This window comes from Flavobacterium sp. WC2409, assembly GCF_041200085.1.
In the GTDB taxonomy this organism is placed as follows: Bacteria; Bacteroidota; Bacteroidia; order Flavobacteriales; family Flavobacteriaceae; genus Flavobacterium.
The window spans coordinates 1,427,247-1,453,020 of sequence record NZ_CP165625.1 but is presented as its reverse complement, the minus strand read 5'-3'; the positions used below and the strand labels follow the sequence as shown (position 1 = coordinate 1,453,020).

24 protein-coding genes are annotated in these 25,774 nt (G+C 32.2%); 18 read left to right on the top strand and 6 right to left on the bottom strand.

Annotated features, from left to right (window positions below; genetic code table 11):
* Positions 1-22 precede the first annotated feature (22 nt).
* The gene (locus AB3G34_RS06320) at positions 23-352 is read right to left on the bottom strand and encodes a translation initiation factor (protein ID WP_367769964.1); all 330 of its coding nucleotides are present in this window, start codon (positions 350-352) and stop codon (positions 23-25) included.
* A gap of 188 nt (positions 353-540) precedes the next feature.
* Positions 541-1,491: an isopenicillin N synthase family dioxygenase gene (locus tag AB3G34_RS06315; protein ID WP_369753816.1), complete on the bottom strand. Its 951-nt coding sequence runs from the start codon at positions 1,489-1,491 to the stop codon at positions 541-543.
* Positions 1,492-1,665: 174 nt separating this feature from the next.
* Here AB3G34_RS06315 and AB3G34_RS06310 point away from each other — a divergent pair, with 174 nt between their 5' ends.
* Both AB3G34_RS06310 and AB3G34_RS06305 read left to right on the top strand, forming a co-directional pair.
* Positions 1,666-3,642, top strand: a complete 1,977-nt coding sequence (locus AB3G34_RS06310) for a thiamine pyrophosphate-dependent enzyme (RefSeq protein WP_369753815.1) — start codon at positions 1,666-1,668, stop codon at positions 3,640-3,642.
* 69 nt (positions 3,643-3,711) lie between these two features.
* Entirely contained in the window at positions 3,712-5,460 is a 1,749-nt protein-coding gene (locus AB3G34_RS06305; RefSeq protein ID WP_369753814.1) for a DUF885 domain-containing protein, read from the top strand.
* A gap of 33 nt (positions 5,461-5,493) precedes the next feature.
* Here the strand turns inward: AB3G34_RS06305 and AB3G34_RS06300 are convergent, their stop codons facing one another.
* Together AB3G34_RS06300 and AB3G34_RS06295 are read right to left on the bottom strand one after the other, a co-directional pair.
* Positions 5,494-5,634, bottom strand: a complete 141-nt coding sequence (locus AB3G34_RS06300) for a hypothetical protein (RefSeq protein WP_369754114.1) — start codon at positions 5,632-5,634, stop codon at positions 5,494-5,496.
* Between the two features lie 94 nt (positions 5,635-5,728).
* The gene (locus AB3G34_RS06295) at positions 5,729-6,622 is read right to left on the bottom strand and encodes a LysR family transcriptional regulator (protein ID WP_369753813.1); all 894 of its coding nucleotides are present in this window, start codon (positions 6,620-6,622) and stop codon (positions 5,729-5,731) included.
* A gap of 96 nt (positions 6,623-6,718) precedes the next feature.
* On the opposite strand from AB3G34_RS06295, the gene AB3G34_RS06290 reads away from it, so the two are divergent.
* Positions 6,719-7,312, top strand: coding sequence for an NAD(P)H-dependent oxidoreductase (locus AB3G34_RS06290; protein ID WP_369753812.1), 594 nt, complete (start codon positions 6,719-6,721; stop codon positions 7,310-7,312).
* Positions 7,313-7,314: 2 nt separating this feature from the next.
* Complete coding sequence (locus AB3G34_RS06285) at positions 7,315-7,605, top strand: putative quinol monooxygenase (protein ID WP_369753811.1); 291 nt, start codon at positions 7,315-7,317, stop codon at positions 7,603-7,605.
* A gap of 72 nt (positions 7,606-7,677) precedes the next feature.
* Here the strand turns inward: AB3G34_RS06285 and AB3G34_RS06280 are convergent, their stop codons facing one another.
* On the bottom strand, positions 7,678-9,222 hold the full coding sequence (locus AB3G34_RS06280) for a hypothetical protein (RefSeq protein WP_367753122.1): 1,545 nt from the start codon (positions 9,220-9,222) through the stop codon (positions 7,678-7,680).
* Positions 9,223-9,376: 154 nt separating this feature from the next.
* Between AB3G34_RS06280 and AB3G34_RS06275 the strand changes: the two genes are divergently transcribed.
* The 14 genes from AB3G34_RS06275 to AB3G34_RS06210 all read left to right on the top strand — a co-directional run bounded on the left by AB3G34_RS06275 (position 9,377) and on the right by AB3G34_RS06210 (position 25,170).
* Positions 9,377-10,552 (top strand): 2-isopropylmalate synthase, encoded by a 1,176-nt coding sequence (locus tag AB3G34_RS06275; protein ID WP_369753810.1) that lies wholly within the window; start codon positions 9,377-9,379, stop codon positions 10,550-10,552.
* A gap of 23 nt (positions 10,553-10,575) precedes the next feature.
* Positions 10,576-11,691 (top strand): 3-isopropylmalate dehydrogenase, encoded by a 1,116-nt coding sequence (leuB, locus tag AB3G34_RS06270; RefSeq protein WP_369754082.1) that lies wholly within the window; start codon positions 10,576-10,578, stop codon positions 11,689-11,691.
* Between the two features lie 46 nt (positions 11,692-11,737).
* The gene (gene ilvD / locus AB3G34_RS06265; protein ID WP_367753118.1) at positions 11,738-13,411 is read left to right on the top strand and encodes a dihydroxy-acid dehydratase; all 1,674 of its coding nucleotides are present in this window, start codon (positions 11,738-11,740) and stop codon (positions 13,409-13,411) included.
* A 72-nt stretch (positions 13,412-13,483) separates the two neighbouring features.
* Positions 13,484-15,178, top strand: a complete 1,695-nt coding sequence (gene ilvB / locus AB3G34_RS06260) for a biosynthetic-type acetolactate synthase large subunit (RefSeq protein ID WP_367753116.1) — start codon at positions 13,484-13,486, stop codon at positions 15,176-15,178.
* A 4-nt stretch (positions 15,179-15,182) separates the two neighbouring features.
* Positions 15,183-15,710: an acetolactate synthase small subunit gene (gene ilvN, locus AB3G34_RS06255; protein ID WP_367753114.1), complete on the top strand. Its 528-nt coding sequence runs from the start codon at positions 15,183-15,185 to the stop codon at positions 15,708-15,710.
* Between the two features lie 10 nt (positions 15,711-15,720).
* The gene (gene ilvC, locus AB3G34_RS06250; RefSeq protein WP_367769946.1) at positions 15,721-17,193 is read left to right on the top strand and encodes a ketol-acid reductoisomerase; all 1,473 of its coding nucleotides are present in this window, start codon (positions 15,721-15,723) and stop codon (positions 17,191-17,193) included.
* Between the two features lie 525 nt (positions 17,194-17,718).
* Positions 17,719-19,626 (top strand): acetate--CoA ligase, encoded by a 1,908-nt coding sequence (gene acs, locus AB3G34_RS06245; RefSeq protein ID WP_367769943.1) that lies wholly within the window; start codon positions 17,719-17,721, stop codon positions 19,624-19,626.
* Positions 19,627-19,736: 110 nt separating this feature from the next.
* Positions 19,737-20,861, top strand: coding sequence for an NAD(P)/FAD-dependent oxidoreductase (locus AB3G34_RS06240; protein ID WP_367769939.1), 1,125 nt, complete (start codon positions 19,737-19,739; stop codon positions 20,859-20,861).
* A gap of 8 nt (positions 20,862-20,869) precedes the next feature.
* On the top strand, positions 20,870-21,583 hold the full coding sequence (locus tag AB3G34_RS06235; protein WP_367769936.1) for a methyltransferase domain-containing protein: 714 nt from the start codon (positions 20,870-20,872) through the stop codon (positions 21,581-21,583).
* Complete coding sequence (locus AB3G34_RS06230) at positions 21,580-22,632, top strand: type III polyketide synthase (RefSeq protein ID WP_367769934.1); 1,053 nt, start codon at positions 21,580-21,582, stop codon at positions 22,630-22,632. Before AB3G34_RS06235 ends, AB3G34_RS06230 begins: the two co-directional genes overlap by 4 nt.
* A 23-nt stretch (positions 22,633-22,655) precedes the next feature.
* Positions 22,656-23,084 (top strand): 3-hydroxyacyl-ACP dehydratase FabZ family protein, encoded by a 429-nt coding sequence (locus AB3G34_RS06225; protein ID WP_367769931.1) that lies wholly within the window; start codon positions 22,656-22,658, stop codon positions 23,082-23,084.
* A 69-nt stretch (positions 23,085-23,153) separates the two neighbouring features.
* Positions 23,154-24,428, top strand: coding sequence for a beta-ketoacyl synthase (locus AB3G34_RS06220; RefSeq protein ID WP_369753809.1), 1,275 nt, complete (start codon positions 23,154-23,156; stop codon positions 24,426-24,428).
* A gap of 11 nt (positions 24,429-24,439) precedes the next feature.
* A complete protein-coding gene (locus AB3G34_RS06215; RefSeq protein WP_369753808.1) occupies positions 24,440-24,694 on the top strand; it encodes an acyl carrier protein in 255 nt (84 codons plus the stop codon).
* Positions 24,691-25,170, top strand: a complete 480-nt coding sequence (locus tag AB3G34_RS06210; protein ID WP_367769925.1) for a 4'-phosphopantetheinyl transferase superfamily protein — start codon at positions 24,691-24,693, stop codon at positions 25,168-25,170. The genes AB3G34_RS06215 and AB3G34_RS06210 overlap by 4 nt, the downstream gene beginning before the upstream one ends.
* Before the next feature lie 6 nt (positions 25,171-25,176).
* Here AB3G34_RS06210 and AB3G34_RS06205 read toward each other — a convergent pair whose 3' ends face one another.
* Positions 25,177-25,773: a PolC-type DNA polymerase III gene (locus AB3G34_RS06205; RefSeq protein WP_369753807.1), complete on the bottom strand. Its 597-nt coding sequence runs from the start codon at positions 25,771-25,773 to the stop codon at positions 25,177-25,179.
* Between the last annotated feature and the right edge of the window lies 1 nt (position 25,774).

The window sequence follows — 25,774 nt, the reverse complement described above, 5'->3', positions numbered from 1 at the left end:
CACTAAATTACTGAATCCTTTTTTAGCCCCCAACACGTTTTACTTTGAAGCCTTTTAATTTCAATATTTCCATTATTTTATCACGGTAATCTCCTTGAATAATGATAGAATCGTCTTTAAAAGTACCACCAACGCTCAGTTTTGTTTTAATTTCTTTAGCTAAGATTTTAAAATCCTCATCGGTTCCTTCGTAACCTTCGATTATTGTGGTGGCTTTGCCTTTTCTTTTTTCGAATTTACAAATCATTGGTTCTTTTTGAACATATAATTCATGTGGCACTTCTTCTATTTTTTCTTCTGGGCCAGGTTCGTGATTAGGGAAAAGGTTTTTTAATTGGTCTTGTAAGTCCATATTTTATTTTTTAATTGAAATTGGATAATTGAAGATTTAGAAAAATCTTTAAGGAATATAATTAATCCGCTTAAATCCGTTTAAAGCTGCGTTATCCGCGTTCTATTTCTTTTAATTTAATATTTATAAAAAGAAAAAAGACATTAAGTAAACTCAATGTCTTTTATTACTAGAAGTAAAATTAGGAATTATTTTTTGATTAATCCTAAATCTACTAAACGTTCGTATAGGTAATCACCAGCAGTAATATCTTCAAATTGTTTAGGATGTTCTGCATCAATACAGTTTTCTAAACAATTCAATGGCATATCACTTACAGGGTGCATAAAAAATGGCACCGAATATCTTGAAGTTCCCCATAATTCTCTAGGTGGATTCACCACTTGGTGAATGGTAGATTTCAATTTGTTATTCGTGTGACGTGACAACATATCACCTACATTTATTACTAATTCATCTGGTTCAGCAATGGCATCAATCCAATCTCCGTCGTGGTTTTGAACTTGAAGTCCTTTTCCTTGCGCTCCCATTAATAAGGTGATCAAGTTGATATCACCATGAGCAGCAGCGCGAATAGCATTTGCAGGTTCTGTAGTAATAGGTGGGTAATGAATAGGTCGTAAGATTGAATTTCCATCTTTGGCATAATTGTCAAAATAGAATTCGTCTAAACCCAATCGCAATGCTAATGCTCTCAAAACGTAAACTCCCGTTTTTTCCAGCATTTGATACGCTTCTTTACCTACAACATTAAATCGAGGTAATTCTTTTACTTCGACATTTTCAGGATATTCTGAAGCATATTTTGAATTTTCACTCACATACTGACCGAAATGCCAAAATTCTTTCAAATCTCCTTCTTTTCTTCCTTTTGCATGTTCTGTACCAAAAGAAACGTAACCACGCTGACCTCCAATACCTGGAATCTCATAACTGCGTTTCGTTTCTAAGGGTAAAGAGAAAAAATTTCTAATTTCACCATACAATTCTTCTACCAATTGATCATTTAAAAAATGACCTTTTAGTGCTACGAAGCCAATATCTTCAAATGCACTTCCGATTTCATTTACAAATTTTTGTTTACGTGTCGGGTCATCCGACAGGAAATCACGCAAGTCAACACTAGGAATGTTTTGCATACTTTAAAATATTTTTTAATAACTTAGAAGGCTTCAAAAGCCTAACTACCACAAAGGTATTGAATAATTTTAGAAAAGAATTTCAAAAGTTATAAACAAAATAAAATAATATAACAAATTTAATCAAAACTGTTATATTTTTCTATCTTTGAATTGCCTAATAAAACTATAAAAATGAACTTTGATAGACAAAACCTTACTGACGAAACCTTATTAGATTTATACAAAAGAATACTTAAACCACGACTTATTGAGGAGAAAATGCTTATTCTCATTCGTCAAGGAAAAGTATCTAAATGGTTTTCAGGAATTGGACAAGAAGCCATATCGGTAGGAGTTACTGCCGTTTTGGACCCTGATGAATACATTTTACCAATGCATCGAAATCTAGGTGTATTTACCGGTAGAAACATCCCTTTATATCGTTTATTCTCGCAATGGCAAGGAAAAGCAAATGGATTTACTAAAGGTAGGGATCGAAGTTTTCACTTTGGGACGCAACAATACAAGATTATTGGAATGATTTCCCATTTAGGGCCACAACTAGGAATTGCTGATGGAATCGCCTTAGCCAATAAACTAAAGAAAAACGGAAAAGTTACTGCCGTTTTTACAGGAGAAGGAGCAACCTCAGAAGGAGATTTTCATGAAGCTTTGAATATTGCTTCAGTTTGGGAATTACCCGTTCTATTTGTCATTGAAAACAATGGATACGGACTTTCGACTCCTACTAATGAGCAATACCGCTGTGAAAACCTGGCTGATAAAGGGATTGGATACGGCATGGAAAGTCATATTGTAGATGGGAATAATATACTTGAAGTGTATAATTTATTGTCTGAATTGAAAGCTTCCATGAAAATAAATCCACGTCCCATTTTGCTAGAATTCAAAACCTTTAGAATGAGAGGGCATGAAGAGGCAAGTGGAACTAAATATGTACCACAAGAATTAATGGATCATTGGGCAATTAAAGATCCTGTTGAAAATTACCGAAAATATTTAAAAGAAAATGGAATCCTAAATGATGATTTTGACGAAACTTTACGTTCCGAAATCAAGAAAGATATTGATGAAGGTTTGGCTTTGGCCAATGCTGAACCAGAAATAGAATATTCAGAAAGTGAAGAATTAAATGATATATACAAACCATTTGTATATGAGCAAATTAAACCTTCTGAACAAAAAGAAAAAATACGATTTATAGACGCGATTTCAAGCAGTTTAAAACAATCTATGGAGCGTCATGATAACTTGGTTATTATGGGGCAAGACATTGCTGAATATGGTGGAGCTTTTAAAATAACAGATGGATTTGTAGCACAGTTTGGAAAAGAACGCGTGATCAATACGCCTATTTGTGAAAGCGCTATAGTTTCGGCTGGAATGGGATTATCAATCAATGGACACAAAGCAATTGTAGAGATGCAATTTGCCGATTTTGTTTCGACTGGATTTAATCCAATTGTAAATTTGTTAGCTAAATCGCATTACCGCTGGTTAGAAAAAGCCGATGTTGTGGTGCGTATGCCATGTGGTGGTGGAACCCAAGCTGGACCATTTCACTCCCAAACGAATGAAGCTTGGTTTACTAAAACACCAGGATTGAAAGTGGTATATCCTGCTTTTCCTTATGATGCTAAGGGATTATTAAATTCTTCAATCAACGATCCAAATCCAGTTATGTTTTTTGAACACAAACAACTGTATCGTTCCGTTTACCAAGAAGTACCTACAGACTATTACACTCTGCCATTAGGGAAAGCTGCTTTATTGAAAGAAGGGAGTCAAGTAACTATCATTTCTTTTGGAGCTGCAGTCCACTGGGCTTTGGATACATTAGAAAAAAATCCATCTATTTCAGCTGATTTATTGGATCTAAGAACGCTACAACCACTGGATACTGAAGCTATTTTCAAATCAGTGAAGAAGACGGGAAGAGTCATTATTTATCAAGAGGATTCTATGTTTGGAGGTATTGCTAGTGATATTTCGGCAATGATAATGGAGGAATGTTTTAAATACTTGGATGCTCCTGTGAGGCGAGTAGCAAGTTTAGACACACCAATTCCGTTTACAAAAATACTGGAAGATCATTATTTGCCGAAAGGCCGATTCGAAAAAGAGTTAGTAGCGCTTTTAGCTTATTAATATTAGAATAAAAAATGCCGTTCATTGAACGGCATTTTTTATATCTTTATTTTTTTGAAATGACTTAATATGAAAAAAATACTTTTCCCAATTCTATCACTTCTTCTCGTGTTTTCCTGTAATAAAAAGCCAAAAACAACAGAAGGAATCAACTTAAATGAGAAATTCGAGCATTATAAAAAAGGATATGTAACCACTTTATGGGATGTTTATCCAGATTGGGCATCTAGTCAAGGGTATCATAAATTAGATAGCGTATTGGTCGCTTCAGATTCGGTTTACTTAAAAAAGCAGTTAGACTTTGCTCATTCACAACTAGATTCCATTCAAAATTATCCACTAGAAAATCTTTCAGATCCTAATATAATTGATTATTATATTATCAAAAATCAGCTACAAAGCACTATTTTTAAAATAGACAAACTTAAATCTTATCAATGGGATCCCTCTGAATACAATGTATGTAGTGCCTTTGCATCGATATTAAGTGGGAAATACGATTCATTGGAGTCTCGATTACATAATTTTAATTTAAAAATGAATGGAATTACGGCCTACTATGAAGCGGCCAAAATAAATATTAAAAATCCAACTTTAGAACATACAGCACTTGCCATTACTCAAAATCTAGGAGGAATTTCTATTTTTGAAAAGGATTTAAATACCGCTTTAAGCAAAAGCAAATTAGGAGATTCAGAGAAGAAAGAAATAAAAGACAAGGCTAAAGTAGCGGTTAACGCAATTGTTACCTATACGGATTGGTTGAAAGATTTAGATAATAAAACACCTCGTTCTTTTAGATTGGGAGCTGATTTGTACAAAGAGAAATTTGAATTAGACATTCAATCGAGTTATAAGGCGGATACCATTTTTAAAAAAGCAGTGGATCATAAAAAGGAGTTGCATCAAAAAATGTATGCTTTGGCCGACAAATTATGGGTAAAATACATGAAAGAAACTCCGAAGCCAACTGATAGTTTATTTCTTATAAAAACCGTAATAGATAAGATTTCGTTACAACATACTACACCTGCTAAGTTTCAGTCGGCTATAGAGAAGCAAATTCCAGAACTGATGGCTTTTGTAAAAGAAAAAGATTTACTTTATATAGATCCGTCAAAACCTTTACTAGTGCGCAAAGAACCGGCTTATATGGCTGGAGTTGCTGGCGCTTCCATTTCGGCACCAGGACCATATGATAAAAATGCAAATACCTATTACAATGTGGGAAGTATGTCTGGTTGGAGCGCTGATAAATCTGAAAGCTACTTAAGGGAATACAATGATTATGTATTGCAAATTCTAAACATTCATGAAGCCATTCCGGGGCATTATACGCAACTGGTCTATAGCAATCAATCCCCAAGTTTGATTAAATCTATTCTGGGTAATGGAGCTATGATTGAAGGTTGGGCTGTATATGCAGAACTGATGATGTTAGAAAATGGCTATAAAAACTCAGATGAAATGTGGTTGATGTATTACAAATGGAATTTAAGAACAACTTGTAATTTAATTTTGGACTATAGTGTACATACTAAAAACATGAGCAAGGAAGAAGCAATGCATTTGTTAGTAGTAGACGCTTTTCAACAACAAGCAGAAGCAGAAGGGAAGTGGAATCGTGTAAGTTTATCGCAAGTTCAATTATGTTCTTATTTTACAGGATATACTGAAATATATGAATTTAGGGAGATGCTAAAAAAAGAACAAGGAGCTCACTTTAATCTAAAAAATTTCCATGAAAAATTTCTGAGCTATGGCAGTTCTCCTGTAAAATTCATAAAAGAACTGATGCTAAAAGACCTTAAAAAATAACTCATTTATGATATGTAGGTAAGTTTTAGAATTCTAAAACTTACCTAAAATCCAATATAGAATTATAAATATAAGAATAGTTCCAAAGCAACCACCACCTAATTTCTTGGCACCATAGCCAGCTAAAATTGTTTTAAAAAAGCCATTCATATCTTTTAGTTTTAATGTTTTCATAAAATTAATAATTTATTGAATACAAAAAAGAAGAACAGTAAATATTGAAACAAATAGCTAAATTTATATAAAAGAAACAGGGAGTTATATTGGTTTATTCTAATTCCATAAAAATTTTCTTTATCAAATTAATCTCTTCTTCATAGATCGTTTTTTTTCGGGTAGCAAAGTATAGAATGTTTTTTAAAGGTGTTTTTCCTTCCCAGATAATCTTTACGGAACCATTTTCTATTTCTTTACGACACAGAAAATCGGGAACCACAGCCAATCCTTTACCACTGCTTAAACAACGGACTATCGAGTTTATGTTTGGAACAATATAATTTGGTCTAAAATCAGGGTATTTATTGAAATTTAACTGCCAAAAACGGCGTAAATGCTCCATGTCTCCAGTAGTTCCATACCATTTTTGTTGTTTTAGCCAAAGTTCCAAGTTTTCAATACTTTGATTTTGTTCAATTTCTTTGAATTCCTCGTTATCAATTTCATTTCCGCCTACAAGAACAATCGTTTCAGATGAAAATGCTTGGTATTCAATCGCATTTTTAATAACCATTTGGGGGGTAATTATTAAATCCAAAATTCCTTTTTCAAGATTTTCTACCATTTCAGGATATTCACCGAATTGGATTATAACATTAAAAGGTAGCGCTGAGATGTACTGCTCTAGTGTAATTTGAAATGTTTCAAAACACATTCCTACACTAATTGTTGGTGTGTTTTTTTCGGTACTTCTTTGAAAATTTTTTTCTGCTTCTTCGAGTTTTGTTAGCGCATCTATTATAAAATTATAAAGGACTTTTCCTTTTTCGGTAGGAATCATTTTTCTTCCAGTCCTGTCAAACAATTTGTAACCTACATAATTTTCAAGAGAACTTAAATGTAAGCTTACGCCAGGTTGCGAAATAAACAAAACTTCGGCTGCATGGGTCAAAGTTCCAGTTTTATATATTGCTTTAAAAGTACGGTACCATTCTAAATTGATCATATTCTATTATAATTATAATACAAAGGTATGAATTAAGTTATTTTTATAATAGTTATGACTGCTTTAAATTTGCATCATAAATTATTCAACAAAATTATGAGAAAAATATTTATAATCAATGGTGGTCAAAAATTTGGTCATTCAGGAGGTCGATTTAATGAAACAATTGCAAATGAAACGGCTTCGTTTTTTCAAAATCATTCGGATTTTGAAATAAGAACTACTAATATTAATGAGGAATATAATCCTGTAATCGAAGTTGAAAACTTTGTGTGGGCGGATGCTATTATATATCATACCCCAATATGGTGGTTTCAATTGCCACATGGTTTTAAAAAGTATATAGATGTTGTTTTTACCGCTGGACATGCCAAAGGAATTTATAGAAGTGATGGGCGATCATCAGAAAACCCAACAATAAACTACGGAACTGGTGGAATGCTTCATGGTAAAAAATACATGATAACTTCATCTTGGAATGCACCTAAAGAAGCCTTTACTTTGCTTGGAGAATTTTTTAATCAACAAAGTGTTGACGATGGAGTTTTATTTGGTTTTCATAGAATGAACGCTTTTACAGGAATGAAACCCTTACAAAGTATTCATTTTCATGATGTTGAAAAAAATGCCGATATTGAAAAAGATCTAAATTTGTATCAAAAACATTTAACTAAACTATTTTTAAATTAATTATGAAAATACATTTAACAGTACTACTTAAAAGTAAAGCAGAAAACATAGAAGAATTAAAAAGTAAATTGAAAGAATTGGTTATTCAATCAAATAAGGAAGTGGCTTGTTTGCAATATGATTTACATCAAAGTAAAAAAGATCCTTCAGTATTTATTTTTCATGAAATTTGGGAAGATCAGGACGGATTAGACATTCATAATAACCAAAGTTACATTAGAGATTTTTTTGCAATATCAAAAACACTTTTACAAGATACGCCTATTGTTCATAGTACTTCAAGGGTAGAGTAGGTAATTAAAAAAAAATAAAAAAGCACTTTTGAAACGTATTCAGAAGTGCTTTTTTCATGGAGAAATTTTTAATTAACGATTGATTAATTTGGCTTTTTCTTTCATAATATCAGCTATTTTTCTATTTTCAATTTTGCTTTCTAGCCAAGAAATAATATCTAAGTAGAGAAAGGCTCTTTTTTCATAAGTGTTTTTTTCCAATTCAATAAAACGTTCTCTCATTTTTATAAATTCCTTTTTAATATCACCTGGATATAATGAATTTAAATTCTTCAAAAATCGAATAATTTCTTTTTGCACTTCATGCAAATCATTCATTTTTAATAAGAATTTATAAGTTGATTTTAATTGAGTTTCTAAATTAAAGTCTTTACCCATTTCATAATGAACTATCAAATAAAGCAAACGCGCAAAGCACATCAAATCTTCACGCATGATAAGATTCTTATTGTTTATTATTTTTTCCAAATAGTAAATTGATTCTGCATACTTTTCTGTGCCAAAATAAATACAAGCAATTTTATAATAAAACATCATTTCGTGATGTTCATCAAGGTGTTCATTGTGAATTTGAATTTTTTCCAAAATCTCTGGAATTAAGTATTCACTTTCATCAAATGTACCTTCTAGAATATGATAGTTTAATTTATTATTATATAAATACAAAAAAGAAAGAGATGCAATATTGTCATTTACTGGAAAACGAGAATCATGAATTGTTTCTTCTAATAAATCAAGGTATTTTTTAAACTTTGATTTGTATTTCAACATGAAAAATGATTCTAATAAATAATGGTTTCCTTTTAGGAAAAAGACAGGATTTAAAAAAATCATATTGGGATTGTCGTAGAAAAGAGTTACCCATTTATAAGCATATTTATAACTGGCTAAAAAATCTTGAACTAAAAAACTACGCCATAGATTCGCATTGTAAAACCAATATTTTTCACGAAAGCCAAATTTGTTTTCATCAAATTTAGAAATGTGTTTATTAAAATAATCGTCTATATATTTGTATTCTTCATCACTTTTCACGTATCCAGTTTTAAGCATGATACCATAGAGTTGCAAAGATAAATTAGATAATTTACTGGATATAGTGTTGCGATAATTCAGTTCTTTGGCTTGAATTACTAATTCATCTGCACGTCCTTGAATACTTCGGGTGATATATTGGGATTCGATTAGTTTCTCAAATTCAACAATTTCAAAAGCCATGTATTTTTCATCATTTTCAATGGCTTGTTGTTTTGTTTTATCTAATATTTTTAGACTTTGTTTGTAAAGTCCTTTGTTGTAAAGAATTGCAGCGAAATCAATTTGCTCCCTTAATTGATAACGAATGTTTTGGCTAGGGATGTTCAGTCTAATGCTTACTAAAATTTGCTTATATAAATAGGACTTGAGATTTGATAATTGTACTTTTTTAATAATCCCACTTTTCAAAATAAGTTTCTCATCATAGACTTCAGATTTGTCTAAAATGTTAAATAATTCTATGAACTTTGTATTTGAACTCGTCTCAAGTCTGCTAGCAAATATCTTAAATTGTCTTTTTTCAGACTTTGAAAGGGATTTTATTAGTACAAATAAGAAATCTTTTTGATGGTTAGCCATTGTAAAATATAGAAGCTTAATTAGTTGTTTTTCAGTTACTTACAAAGTATTTGTATGCTTTATAAGCAGTATATTTCATTAAATTGAGTTTTATTTTAAAGTAATGAAATCTATTTTTGTTATCGAGATGTGAAATTACATTAAATAAATGAAAATGAATAGAGAGAAAGTTCAAATTTTTGATACCACTTTAAGAGATGGAGAACAAGTCCCTGGATGTAAATTAGACACCAATCAAAAACTAATTATAGCAAATAGATTAGATGAAATGGGTGTTGATATTATAGAAGCTGGGTTTCCTGTTTCAAGCCCAGGTGATTTTTTATCTGTTTCTGAAATCAGTAAAGTTGTTAAAAACGCTACTGTTTGTGGATTAACTAGAGCTGTTAAGAATGATATTGATGTTGCAGCAGCGGCTTTAAAATATGCAAAAAAACCTCGTATCCATACTGGTATTGGTACATCGAATTCACATATAATCCATAAACTCAATACAACAAGAGAAGATATTATTATAAGAGCAAAATTTGCAGTTTCTCATGCTAAATCATATGTAGAAGATGTTGAGTTTTACGCTGAGGATGCAGGTAGAACGGACAATGATTTCTTAGCTCGAGTCTGTGAGGAAGTGATTAAATCCGGTGCTACTGTATTGAATATTCCGGATACAACAGGATATTGCTTACCAGAAGAATATGGTGCTAAAATAAAATATTTAAGAGAGAATGTTAAAGGAATTGAAAATGTAATTCTGTCCTGTCATTGTCATAATGACTTGGGAATGGCAACAGCAAATTCTATTTCAGGAGCAATAAATGGAGCTAGACAAATTGAATGTACTATAAATGGAATTGGGGAAAGAGCTGGAAACACAGCACTTGAAGAAGTGGTAATGATTTTTAAACAACATCCTTACTTAAATTTATATACTGATATTGACACAAAACAATTAAACGAAATGAGTCGTTTAGTTTCTGAAAGTATGGGTATGATTGTTCAGCCGAATAAAGCGATTGTAGGAGCCAATGCTTTTGCTCACAGTTCTGGAATTCATCAAGATGGTGTGATTAAGAACAGAGCAACATATGAAATCATGGATCCACTTGAAGTTGGTGTAAATGAATCTTCAATTGTATTGACTGCCAGAAGTGGAAGAGCAGCATTAGCTTATAGAGCAAAAAAAGTAGGTTATGAACTTACTAAAGTGCAATTGGATATTATATATATCGAATTTTTAAAATTTGCTGATATTAAAAAAGAAGTTTTAGATGATGATATTCATCAAATTATTGAAGCGTGTAAAATACAAAGTGATTTAATCAGAAATTAATAATCTTTATACCTAATCATATGATAAAATTAAAAATAGCCGTATTAGCTGGTGATGGTATAGGACCAGAGGTAATTTTACAAGCCAAAAAGGCATTAGGTGCTATTGCTTTAGTATTTGGTCATGAATTCACTTTTGAAGATGCTTTAATTGGGGCCGTTGCTATTGAGAGAACTGGAAAACCATTACCAGATCAAACTTTAAATTTGTGTAAAAATACAGATTCAATTTTGTTTGGTGCCATTGGCGATCCTATGTATGATAATAATCCAGAATCTAAAATACGTCCTGAGCAAGGTTTATTAAAACTGCGTAAGGAATTGGGTTTATATGCGAATATTAGGCCTATAAAAGCATATCCAAAATTAATGGATGCATCTCCTATTAAAAAAGAAATTCTTCAGGGAACGGATTTTGTAATTTATAGAGAATTAAATGGAGGAATGTATTTTGGTGAAAAGAAAATAAATGAAGAGGGAACTTATGCTTCAGATTTGTGTGAATATAATGAAGATGAAATTTCGAAAATAACTCATTTAGCATTCAAATCAGCTCAAGAAAGACGCAAAAAAGTAACATTAGTTGATAAAGCTAACGTATTAGAAACGTCACGTTTATGGAGAAAAGTAGTTCAAAGAATTGCAAAAGAATATCCAGATGTAACTCTAGAGTTTTTATATGTTGATAATGCAGCAATGCAATTGATATTGAACCCGAGACAATTTGATGTATTACTAACTGATAATTTATTTGGTGATATATTATCTGATGAAGCTAGTGTAATTGCAGGTTCTAAGGGATTGATGTCATCTGCTTCAGTAGGTGAAAAATATTCGCTTTTTGAACCAATTCATGGAAGTTATAATGAAGCTAAAAATAAAAATTGTGCTAACCCAATTGCGTCAATATTATCAGCTGGTATGTTATTAGAACATTTTGGACTTATAAAAGAATCATTATCTGTTTTTGAAGCAGTAGAAAAAGCCATAGTTAATCAAATTGTAACAATTGATTTAAAAGTGGATTCTAAATTTGGTACTAATGAAGTGGGTGATTATATTGCAAACTACATACTTAGCAAAGGCGATTTATATTTTAAAATGGATAATGTAAATTTAGGGCAGTCAACAATTGTTTAGTCCTGAAAATTAAATTAAAAAATACTTATACAAATAGACATATAAAATGGAATTAAATAAATATAGTAAAACCATAACTCAAGATGAAACTCAACCGGCCTCACAAGCTATGTTGTATGGAATTGGTTTAACAGAAGAAGATTTAAAGAAAGCACAAGTTGGAATTGTTAGCATGGGTTACGAAGGAAATACCTGTAACATGCACTTAAATGATTTGGCTAAAGATATAAAAACGGGTGTTTGGGCAGCCGATTTAGTTGGTTTAATTTTTAACACTATTGGGGTAAGTGACGGTATCTCTAATGGTAATGAAGGTATGCGTTTTTCATTGGTTTCTAGAGATGTAATCGCTGATTCTATTGAAACAGTTATGGGAGCACAATGGTACGATGGTATGATAGCAGTTCCAGGTTGCGATAAAAATATGCCGGGCGCTTTAATGGCTATGGGTAGAGTAAATCGCCCTTCTATTATGGTTTACGGTGGATCAATTCATCCAGGAAAGTGGAAAGGAGAAGATTTGAATATTGTTTCGGCTTTTGAAGCATTAGGAAAAAAATTCAGCAACACCATTACACCAGAAGATTTTAAAGGAGTAATTCAAAATGCTTGTCCAGGTGCAGGTGCATGTGGTGGTATGTATACTGCAAACACGATGTCATCAGCAATAGAAGCTTTAGGAATGAGTTTGCCATATAGTTCTTCTAATCCTGCTTTGAGTCCAGAAAAGAAACAAGAATGTGCTGATGCTGGTCGCGCCATCAGAATATTATTAGAAAAAGATATTAAGCCTAGAGACATCATGACTCGTAAAGCATTTGAAAATGCTATTACAATTGTTGCTGTTTTAGGAGGTTCTACAAATGCGGTAATGCATTTAATTGCAATGGCGCATTCAGTTGATATTGAAATTACTTTAAAAGATTTCCAAGATATTAGTGATAAAACTCCATTGCTAGCTGATTTAAAACCAAGTGGTAAATATTTAATGGAAGACTTACATAATGTAGGTGGTGTTCCAGCAGTAATGAAATATTTATTGAAAGAAGGTTTCTTACATGGTGACTGTTTGACAGTAACAGGGAAAACTATAGCGGAGAATTTAGCATCAGTCCCTAATTTAAATGATGGTCAAGATGTAATACATGAAATTCATAAAGCATTAAAACCAACAGGAAATATTCAAATTTTATACGGAAATCTTGCAGAAGAGGGTTGTGTTGCCAAAATTAGTGGTAAAGAAGGAGAATATTTTGAAGGAACAGCGATAGTTTATGAAAATGAATTCGATGTAATTACAGGGGTACAAGCTGGAGAAGTTAAACCGGGTAATGTAGTCGTCATTAGGTATTGTGGTCCAAAAGGAGGCCCTGGAATGTCAGAAATGCTTAAACCAACATCAGCGATTATGGGAGCTGGTTTAGGAAGTTCAGTTGCTTTAATTACTGATGGTAGATTCTCTGGTGGTTCACATGGTTTTGTTGTAGGACATGTTACTCCCGAAGCTTTTGAGGGTGGAGGTATAGCTCTCGTCAAGGACGGTGATACTATTACTATCGATGCTGTGAAAAACACTATTAATCTAAAAATAACAGAGGATGAGTTTGCAGCTCGAAAAGCAAGTTGGGTTCAGCCTGCTTTAAAAGTGAATAAGGGAGTTTTACTGAAATATATACGATCAGTTTCAAGTGCATCTGAAGGATGTGTTACTGATAAATAATTTACAAAAAAAAAGTGGAATAGTTTGAATTTACTATCTCTCATTTCACTTCGAAAACAATATATATAACCAATGGGAACAAATAAAATATCAGGCGCCGAAGCCGTTATTAGATGCTTATTAGAAGAAGGAGTAGATTTGGTTTATGGTTACCCAGGTGGTGCTATAATGCCAGTTTATGACGAATTATATAAATTTAAAGATCAATTACATCACGTTTTAGTTCGTCATGAACAAGGTGCTACTCATGCTGCTCAAGGTTTTGCAAGAGCTACTGGAAAAGTGGGTGTTGCTATTGCAACTTCAGGACCAGGAGCGACAAACTTGGTAACAGGAATTGCCGATGCTCAAATTGATTCAACACCTATGGTGTGTATTACAGGTCAAGTTGGAAAACATTTATTGGGTTCAGATGCTTTTCAAGAAACAGATATTATTGGGATTTCGACTCCGGTAACTAAATGGAATTACCAAATTACTGAAGCCTCTGAGATTCCAGAAATCATGGCAAAAGCATTTTATATTGCTAGATCTGGGCGTCCAGGACCTGTTTTAATAGACATTACAAAAAATGCTCAATTCGATGAATTTGAATTCAGTTATAAAAAATGTACCGGAATTAGAAGTTATGTTGCTGTTCCAAAATTAAAATTAAAAAAAGTGGAAGCTGCTGCTGCTTTAATTAATAGTGCTAAAAAACCATTTATCGTTTTTGGTCAAGGAATTATTCTTGGTCAAGCCGAAGAGTTGTTAAAAGCATTTATTGAAAAATCAGGGATTCCTGCTGCTTGGACTATTCTAGGTCTTTCAGCTTTACCTACCGATCATGCATTGAATGTGGGTATGTTAGGAATGCATGGAAATTATGGTCCAAATGTATTGACTAACGAATGCGATGTTTTAATTGCTCTAGGGATGCGATTTGATGATCGTGTAACTGGAAATTTAGAAACGTATGCTAAACAAGCAAAAGTAATTCACTTTGATATTGATCCTGCTGAAATTGACAAAAATGTAAAAACTGAAGTAGCTGTTTTAGCTGATATCAAAGAATCTTTGGCTGCAATTCTACCTTTAATTGAAGAGAAAAAACATGAGTCTTGGCATAATGAATTCAAAAAATTATATCAAATAGAATTAGATACCGTAATCAATGATGAGTTAAAACCAAAGAAAGAAGGAATTTCTATGGGAGAAACTATTGAAATGATAAATAAACATTCTAAAGGAGATGCAATTATAGTTCCAGACGTAGGTCAGCATCAAATGTTTGCTTGTCGTTACGCTAAATTTAATAATTCTAAAAGTATTATTAATTCAGGTGGATTAGGAACAATGGGATTTGCACTACCTGCGGCAATTGGTGCTAAAATGGGAATGCCAGAACGTGAAGTAGTAGCAATTATAGGAGATGGTGGTTTTCAAATGACAATTCAAGAATTAGGAACTATTTTTCAAACGAAAGTTCCTGTGAAAATTGTAGTCTTGAACAATGAATTCTTAGGAATGGTTCGTCAATGGCAACAATTGTTCTTTGATAAAAGATATGCTTCTACAGAAATGATAAATCCTAATTTTATAGCTATTGCAGAAGGGTATTATATCAAAGCAAAAAAAGTAACTAAAAGAGAAGATTTAGATGCAGCTGTAGCCGAAATGATGGCTTCAAAAGAATCGTACTTCCTTGAAGTTATGGTAGAAAAAGAAAATAATGTATTCCCAATGATTCCAACAGGAGCTTCTGTTTCTGATATCAGATTAAGTTAATATTATGGAAAATCAAACATTCACTATTTCTGTTTATTCAGAAAATAACGTTGGGCTATTAAATAGAATATCAGGGATATTCTTAAAGCGCCATATTAATATATTGAGTTTAAATGTTTCAGAATCAGAAATTGAATCTGTATCTCGATTTATTATTGTAGTCAATACTACTGAAAAGTGGGTTCAGAATATTGTAGGTCAAATAGAGAAGCAAATTGAAGTTATTAAAGCATTTTATCACATTGATGAAGAAACTATTTTCTTAGAAAATGCTTTGTTTAAAATAGAATCTAGTTTATTATTTGACGAAAGACAAATTCAAAATATTATAAAAGATAGTAATTCTGAAATAGTTACAGTTTCAAGAGACTTTTTTGTGATTTCAAAATCAGGAAAACGTTCTGAAATTGAAGAGTTATATCAAAATTTAAAACCTTTCGGAATCATGCAGTTTGTGCGTTCAGGAAGAATATCGATTTCCAAAGAAAAAATGGAAATTTCAGCATTATTAGAAGAATTAAAACAAAAATAAAAATTAAAAAATGGCAAATTATTTCAATTCATTACCACTTAGATTACAATTAGAACAATTAGGCGTTTGCGAATTCATGGATCAATCAGAATTTGCTAATGGAATCGAAGCTTTAAAAGGTAAAAAAGTAGTTATTGTTGGTTGTGGAGCTCAAGGTTTAAATCAAGGTTTGAACATGAGAGATTCAGGTTTAGATATTTCATATGCATTACGTGCAGAAGCTATTGCTCAAAAAAGAGCTTCTTTCATGAATGCTGCTGATAACGGTTTTAACGTAGGGACATATGAAGAATTAATCCCAACTGCTGATTTAGTTTGTAATCTTACTCCAGATAAACAACATACTGCAGTTGTAACTGCTATCATGCCATTGATGAAACAAGGTTCCACTTTAGCCTATTCTCATGGTTTTAATATCGTAGAAGAAGGAATGCAAATTCGTAAAGACATTACGGTTATTATGTGTGCTCCAAAATGTCCAGGTTCAGAAGTGCGTGAAGAATATAAAAGAGGTTTTGGTGTTCCAACATTAATTGCTGTTCATCCTGAGAATGACCCAAACGGTTTTGGTTTAGATCAAGCTAAGGCTTATGCTGTTGCTACAGGTGGAAACAGAGCAGGAGTATTGCGTTCATCATTTGTAGCTGAAGTAAAATCAGACTTAATGGGAGAACAAACTATTCTATGTGGATTGTTACAAACGGGTTCTATTTTATGTTTTGATAAAATGGTAGCTGAAGGAATTGATGCAGGATATGCTTCAAAATTAATTCAGTACGGATGGGAAACAATTACTGAAGGATTGAAATATGGTGGAATTACAAACATGATGGATAGATTATCTAATCCAGCTAAAATTGCTGCTTTCAATGCGTCAGAAGAATTAAAAGATATTATGCGTCCATTGTTTCAAAAACACATGGATGATATTATCTCTGGTCACTTTTCTAAAACAATGATGGAAGACTGGGATAATGATGATAAAAACTTGTTAGCTTGGAGAGCAGCTACAGGAGATACAAACTTTGAAAAAACACCAGCTGGAGACATTGTAATCTCTGAACAAGAATACTATGATAATGGAGTATTAATGGTAGCAATGGTTAAAGCAGGAGTAGAATTAGCATTTGAGGCTATGACTGATTCAGGAATTATTGAAGAGTCTGCATATTATGAGTCATTACACGAAACTCCATTAATAGCTAATACTATTGCAAGAAAGAAATTATTCGAAATGAACCGTGTAATTTCTGATACAGCTGAGTACGGATGTTATTTATTTGATCACGCTTGTAAGCCATTAATAGCTGATTACGTAAAAAATGCACCATCTAACTTAGTGGGTCGCCCATTCAACGATGGAAACAACGGAGTTGATAACAAACAATTAATCGAAGTTAATAGCATAATTAGAAATCATCCAGTTGAAGAAGTAGGAGCTTGGTTAAGAGAATCAATGACGGCTATGAAAAAAATAGTATAGATTAAAATTAGGAATTGCCGCACATGAGGGTGTGTTGGGATTGGCACTGTATCATTTATTTTTCATGTATTTTGAATTAGTAAACAACTTATTAAAACTTAATGATCAATATGGTTGCTTATTACATTCACTTAACTGGTTTGATAATTAGTTAAGTGGAGTAATTCCTTTTTAATTAAAAAAATAAAGATTTAAATCAATTTAAAATTGATTGATTCAAAGATTATAGTAGCGAAAGTGGTGTATTATATTTAATTATTTTGAATAGTGGAATGTTATAAATGCAACATATTTTTGTATTATTAATTTAATTGTTACAATTATTGTTAATTAAAAAAAGGCGAAGTAAACTATTTACTTCGTCTTTTTTGCGTTTACTGTTTTATTGGAATTGTACAGTTTTTAAGGTATCTTTAAAAAAACACCTGTTTTAATTATTTATGTGTAATTTACCCTGATAATTAATCAAATAAAAAATTTTTGGAATAGAGTGAGATTTAATACTTTTATAAAAAAATATATCCCATGAGTTATTATAAGATCGAAAATTTAGAGCAATACTTCAAACATTATAACAAATCTGTTCGAGAACCCCGAAAATTTTGGGGTAAGATAGCGGAAGAGAATTTTACATGGTATCAACAATGGGATAAAGTTGTGGAATTTAATATGGCCGAAGCAGATATAAAATGGTTTACTGAAGCAAAGCTAAATATGACCAAAAATTGTATCGATAGACACCTAAATAAAAGAGGAGAAAAAACTGCTATAATTTTTGAACCCAATAACCCCGATGAAGAGGCATTGCACATAACCTATAATGAATTGCATCAACGTGTTTGTAAAATGGCAAATGTTTTGCGTGAACAAGGAATAAAAAAAGGGGATCGGGTTTGTATCTATTTACCAATGATTCCTGAATTAGCAGTTTCAGTTTTAGCTTGTGCAAGAATTGGTGCTATCCATTCAGTTATTTTTGCAGGATTTTCATCTTCTGCAGTAGCAAATAGAATAATTGATAGTGAAAGTAAAATGGTTATTACTTCTGATGGAGGTTACCGTGGAAATAAAACTATTGAATTAAAAGGAATAATTGATGAAGCATTAGAAAATTGTCCCTCTGTAGATACGGTATTGGTTGTTCAAAGAACAAATACTGAAATTAAAATGAAACAAGGTAGAGACATTTGGTTGCAACCCTTGTTGGATATTGCCTCTGATAATTGTGTTGCAGAAATAATGGATTCCGAAGATCCTTTATTTATTCTATATACTTCTGGTTCTACTGGAAAACCAAAAGGGATGGTCCATACAACCGCTGGTTATATGGTTCATACAGCCTATACTTTTAAAAATGTTTTTAATTACGAAGAAAATGATGTTTTTTGGTGTACAGCTGATATAGGTTGGATTACGGGACATTCTTACATCCTTTATGGACCACTTTTAAACGGTGCTACAACAGTTATTTTTGAAGGAATTCCATCTTATCCTGATTTTAGTCGCTATTGGGAAACAATAAAAAAACACAAAGTAACACAATTTTATACCGCTCCAACTGCCATTCGCTCTTTGGCAAAAGAGAGTCTAGAATACGTTCAAAAATATGATTTAGATACATTAAAAGTGATTGGTTCTGTCGGTGAACCCATAAACGAAGAAGCTTGGCATTGGTTTAATGATCATGTAGGTGGGAAACGTTGTCCTATCGTAGACACTTGGTGGCAAACTGAAACAGGCGGAATCATGATTTCTCCTTTGGCATTTGTTACTCCTACAAAACCAACCTATGCTACACTTCCATTACCAGGAATTCAGCCGGTATTAATGGATGACAAGCGAAATGAAATTGAAGGAAACCAAGTAGTTGGAAGTTTATGTATCAAGTTTCCATGGCCAGGAATTGCACGAACAATATGGGGTAATCATCAACGATATATAGACACTTATTTCTCGGAATACCCAGGTAATTTTTTCACTGGTGACGGTGCTTTACGTGATGAAGTAGGGTATTATAGAATTACAGGCCGTGTTGATGATGTAGTTATTGTTTCGGGACACAATCTAGGGACAGCTCCTATTGAAGATGCCATTAATGAGCATCCTGCAGTGGCAGAAAGTGCTATAGTAGGATTTCCACATGATGTAAAAGGGAATGCTTTATGTGGTTATGTTATTTTGAAAGAAACAGGAGAAATTAGAAATAAAGAAAACCTTTTCAAAGAAATCAATCAACACATTTCAGATCACGTAGGACCAATTGCCAAATTGGATAAAATACAATTTGTTTCTGGTTTGCCAAAAACTCGTTCTGGTAAAATTATGCGTCGAATTCTTAGAAAAATAGCTGCTGGTGATTTTACTAATTTCGGTGACACCTCTACATTATTAAATCCTGAAATTGTAGAAGAAATTATAAATGAAATAAAATAAAATATAGATTTTATTTTTTAAAATTATTAAAACTGTTTCAATATATGAAACAGTTTTTTTTATTTAATAAAAATTAGTATTTGCATGAAATAACCTAAATTAGCATGGATATGAAAACAAATTCTGCTGTAATTATTGTTGGTGGTGGATTAGCAGGGCTGACTGCTGCCATTCATTTGTCTAAAATAGGAGTAGAAGTTATCTTAGTTGAAAAAAATGAATATCCAAAACATAAAGTATGTGGCGAATACATTTCCAATGAAGTCTTACCCTATTTAAATTGGCTTGGTATAACTATTTCAGAATTGAATCCAACCGCGATCAATAAATTACAGTTTTCGACTTCCAGCGGAACTATGATTTCTTGTGAGTTACCGCTGGGAGGTTTTGGAATTAGCAGGTTTGCTTTAGATGAATTTTTATATAAAAAAGCAGTAGTAAATGGTTGCTTGGTTATTCAAGATAGTGTCCAAGATATTATTTTTAAAGAAAATCAATTTACAGTTTCGACAGTAAATAATACTATTTTAAAAGCAGATATTGTTATAGGGGCTTTTGGGAAACGATCCCTAATTGATCAAAAATTAAACAGGAATTTTATTCAAAAAAAATCTTCTTGGCTAGCCGTAAAAGGACATTATTTGGGTAGTTTTCGGGAGGACTTAGTAGGTTTACATAATTTTGAAGGAGGCTATTGTGGTGTTTCAAAAGTAGAAAATAATCAGATTAATATTTGTTATTTATGTAATTATGAAACATTTAAAAAATACAAAAACACCGAAGACTATCAAAATAATGTAATCGCAAAGAACCCTTTTTTAAAAAATATTTTTGGTACGAGTACCCTTCTTTTTGAGAAACCGCTAACGATAAGCCAAGTTTCATTTGATAAAAAAAAGGCAGTTGAAAATCATATTTTAATGATTGGAGATACTGCTGGGTTAATCCATCCTTTGTGTGGAAATGGAATGGCAATGGCTATTCATAGTGCAAAAATCGCATCTGAATTGGTTATTAAATATTTAACTAAAGAAATTAAATCTAGAGATGAATTAGAGCAAAAATATCTGAAGCAATGGACTACCAATTTTAAAGCAAGATTGAAAGCAGGGCGATTTTTATCTGCAATTTTGCAACAACAAAAACTATCTGATATGCTACTGCGTATATTAGTTGAATTTCCTTTTCTTTTAACCATAATTATTAAGAAAACTCATGGCAAACCTATTTTATAAATGAATAAATGTTTTTAAACACTAAGCACCGAACTGATAAGGAAGAGATAATGGATGATTTCACCATGGAAGGGGAAATTTTGCGTGAAGCATTAGATAAAATCGCAAAAATAAACCAGCTATTGGGCGGAAACACGCTAACTTTACTTGGAGTTGAAAAATTACTCTCTAGCCTTGTTACTGACAAAGAAATTACAATTGTAGATGTGGGGTGTGGCAATGGAGACATGTTACGAACATTGGCTCAATATGCTAAAAAAAACAATTTAAATTTTAAATTAATTGGTGTTGATGCTAATAATTTCACCATCAATCATGCAATCAATTTATCAGTTAATTATCCTAATATAAGTTTTATTTGTGAAGATATTTTTGGCGAAGTTTTTAATGAATTAAAATATGATATTGTTTTGTGCACTTTGACATTACATCATTTTAAAAAAGAAGAAATTGAAAAAATACTTCCTGTGTTTTATGCCAATGCTGATTTGGGAATCGTTATAAATGATTTACACAGAAGCAGAATTTCTTATAGATTATTTCAATTATTGTGTGCGACATTTCAATTAAATGAAATGTCAAGAGAAGATGGATTAATTTCAATACTAAGGGGTTTTAAAAAAGAAGACTTAATTGGATTTTCAAAAAAATTAAATTTCAGAAACTATACCATTCAGTGGAAATGGGCTTTTCGTTACCAATGGATAATTTTAAAAATATGAGTGTTAAAATACATACCGTTGCTAAGCAACTTCCAAAATATTCAAGAACAACGGAAGAAATTATACCATTTCTAGACAATTGGTTGACAGGACAAGACGAACGTTTTATTCGAAAAGTAAAAAAAATATTTGAAGGAGCAGCAGTTGATACCCGCTATTCAATTATGGATCCGATAGAGGTTTTTACTAAAACATCATTTGAGGAAAGAAATGATATCTATACTCGCGAAGTCATTGATCTAGGTGAAAAAGTACTCGAAAAAGCATTGTTGAAATCCAAGTGGAAACCAGAAGATTTAGATTATATCATTACGGTGAGTTGCACTGGAATTATGATACCGTCTCTCGATGCCTATTTAATTAATAAATTGAAACTGCGTCAAGATATTGTTCGGCTTCCTGTTACTGAAATGGGTTGTGCTGCAGGAATTTCGGGAATTATTTATGCCAAAAATTTTCTTCAGGCAAATCCCGGTAAAAGAGCAGCAGTTATTGCCGTGGAAAGTCCAACGGCTACTTTTCAATTGGATGATTTCTCTATGGCAAATATCGTAAGTGCTGCCATTTTTGGTGACGGTGCTGCTTGTGTGCTGCTTTCATCATTTGAAGAGGATGAGGGACCTGAAATTGTGGCGGAAGAAATGTATCATTTTTATAATAATGAACACATGATGGGGTTTAAGTTAACCAATTCAGGTTTGCAAATGGTATTGGATATTGAAGTTCCTAATACAATTGCTTCTCATTTTCCTGCAATCATTCATCCGTTTTTAGAAAAAAACAACTTAAAAATTGATGATATTAATCATTTAATATTTCATCCTGGAGGAAAAAAAATTGTGCAAACAGTGGAAGATTTATTCTCTAGCTTAGGCAAAAACATCGATGACACTAAAGAAGTACTGCGATTGTATGGAAACATGTCTAGCGCCACTGTATTGTATGTTTTGGAGCGATTTATGGATAATAAGCCAGCAAAAGGAGAAAAAGGATTAATGTTGAGTTTTGGCCCAGGGTTTTCGGCACAACGTGTTTTACTGCAATTTTAGAAAATTCATTAAAAGAATTAGTAATGACAAATCAGGAAATTATATCAAAATTGCCCTATTCAAATCCCTTTTTATTTGTAGACGAATTATCGTCTGTTAATGAAAATGGAGTAGAGGGTTGTTATACATTTGATGAAAATCTTGATTTTTACAAAGGGCATTTCAACAATTTTCCTGTTACTCCCGGTGTAATTTTAACGGAGGTTATGGCGCAAATAGGATTGGTTTGTTTAGGTGTTTTTTTATTAGACTTAAACTTTAATAAAAATACTTCAATTGCTTTAACTTCAAGTAATATAGAATTTTTAAAACCTGTTTTTCCTAAAGAAAAAGTCACCGTTATTTCAGAAAAAATATACTTTAGATTTGGAAAATTAAAATGCAAAGTAAAAATGAAGAATGAGAATGGAGACCTTGTTTGCATGGGAGAGATTGCCGGAATGATCACCTAATTGCCTAAGTAAATAATTATATAATGCAGTTTTTATAAAACTAAATAAAACGCTATAAATAGATATAAAATGAGTAGGAGAGTTGTCATTACGGGTCTTGGTGTTGTTGCTCCAAATGGAGTAGGACTTGAAGCGTTTACTCATGCCATCAAAAATGGAATTTCTGGAATCAAAAAAGATGCAGAATTAGAACGCCTACAATTTTCGTGTCAGATTTCTGGAAAACCGGAGATTACAACCGATTTGGCATTGAATTATTTTACAGAATTAGAATTGCGAAATTTTAATTCTTCAGGAATTTTATATGGTGTTATAGCGGGGATAGATGCATGGAAAGATGCTGGTTTAGAAATACAAACGAATGAAGATCCCGATTGGGATAGCGGTACTATTTTTGGAACTGGAACTTCTGGAATTGAAAAGTTTAGAGAAAGCATCTATAAAATTGATGATTTTCAGACTCGTAGATTAGGCAGTACTGCTGTTGCACAAACGATGAACAGTGGAATCAGTGCTTATCTAGGAGGAAAATTAGGCCTTGGAAACCAAGTAACAACTAATTCGTCGGCATGTACTACTGGGACTGAGAGCATCATGATGGCCTATGACCGAATAAAATCGGGTCAAGCAAAACGAATAGTTGCAGGAAGTACAAGTGATTCCGGACCCTATATTTGGGGAGGTTTTGACGCGATGCGTGTTTGCACTTTTAAACACAATGACAGCCCAGAAAAAGGATCGCGTCCAATGAGTGCTAGTGCTTCAGGTTTTGTTCCTGGCAGTGGAGCAGGAGCATTAGTGATAGAAGATTTAGAAACTGCTTTAACACGAGGTGCAAAAATTTATGCAGAAATAATAGGCGGGAATATTAATTCTGGTGGGCAACGTGGTTTAGGAACAATGACGGCTCCTAATCCAATAGCGGTTAAAAAATGCATTACAACAGCGATCAAAAATGCAGGAATTGAACCAAATGAAATTGATGCTTTAAATGGTCATTTGACGGCAACTTCTAAAGACAGTTTAGAAATTCAAAATTGGAGCGAAGCCTTAGGAAGAAATGGAGTAGATTTTCCTTATATAAACTCTTTAAAATCAATGGTTGGTCATTGTCTATCTGGAGCAGGAAGTATAGAAAGTGTAGCTACTGTTTTACAATTGCATCAAGGTTTTGTTTTTCCAAATATAAATTCTGAAGATTTACATCCTGAGATAATAGACCTAATTGATTCCTCCAGAATTCCACAACAATTAATAACTACTGAACTGAATGTAATTGCAAAAGCAAGTTTTGGATTTGGGGATGTTAATGGTTGTATCATTTTTAAAAAATACAAAACTTAAAAAAATTATATATGAACGAAGCAGCTATTTTAGAACAATTAAAAAAAATCATTATGCCTTTTGTAAACAATGAGAAAGCTTTTGATTCTTTTTCGGAAGAAACTGATTTTATAAAAGATTTGAATATCAATTCAGCTAATTTAGTCGATATTATTTTGGATGTAGAAGATGCATTTGACATTCAAATTGATAATGAATCCATGGAAAAAATGCTTGATGTAAAATCAACATTAGAAATTATTAGAACAAAATTATCAGAAAAATGATTGGTAATGACATCGTAGATTTGGCTTTAGCCCAAAAAGAAAGTAACTGGAAACGGCCTGGATTTTTGCAAAAAATATTTACGTTAAAGGAACAACTTTTGATACATAATGCCCAAAATTCGGAGAAAATGGTTTGGAATTTATGGAGTAGAAAAGAGGCAGCATATAAAATTTATAATCGCGAAACGGGTATCAGAGCCTATATTCCTACTCAATTAGAATGTATTTATGAGAATGCTACTTTGGGAAGAGTAATTTGTAAAGGGAATACTTATTATACAAAAACACAAATTATAGGGGATAAAATTCATACTATTGCCGTTGCCCAAAAGTTGTTTTTCAACCAGATTGTATATTTAGAACCGAACAATCAATTGGATAAAATAAATGGCATTCCTTTTTTTACTGATGAAGATATCATAAAACCCGTTTCAATAAGCCATCACGGGCGCTATAAAGCTATCATTTCACTATAAAACTGGTTACTTAATTTTAAGTCTTGATTTTAATTTTAAAAATAATAATGCAATTTTATAGGCATCTTCTGAAGAGGAAATTCGATCACTTTTTGGAATTTTATAAAAATGGGATAATTCATCCAAAGAAGATTTTTTATCAGTAATATCATGCAGTTTTCGATGCATAATATCAATGTCTAAGGCTTCATTTTTTAATCGGCCACAACCTAGTCTTTCTAACGCAACATTGATCATTTCTACATCAAAATCAATGTGATGTCCTACTAATACAGCATTCCCAATATATTCAATAAAGGATTTAATAGCATCAGATTCTCCTAATTTCGGCATTTTACTCTCAACAATAAACTCATTTGAAAGTTTGTTGTCATGAAAATATTTGTATTGTAATAATACATTTTCAAAGCTGTCCCCAATATGAACACTATCATCAATTACAGCGAAAGCACCAATTGTTAAAATCACATCATCATGTAAATTTAATCCAGAAGTTTCGGTAGAAAAAATCACATATCGATTTGATTTCTTAACAAACTTTGAAAGGTATGTTTTCCAAAATTCAGGAAATTCTTTATTGATATTTTTAATCCAGTCTAGCATA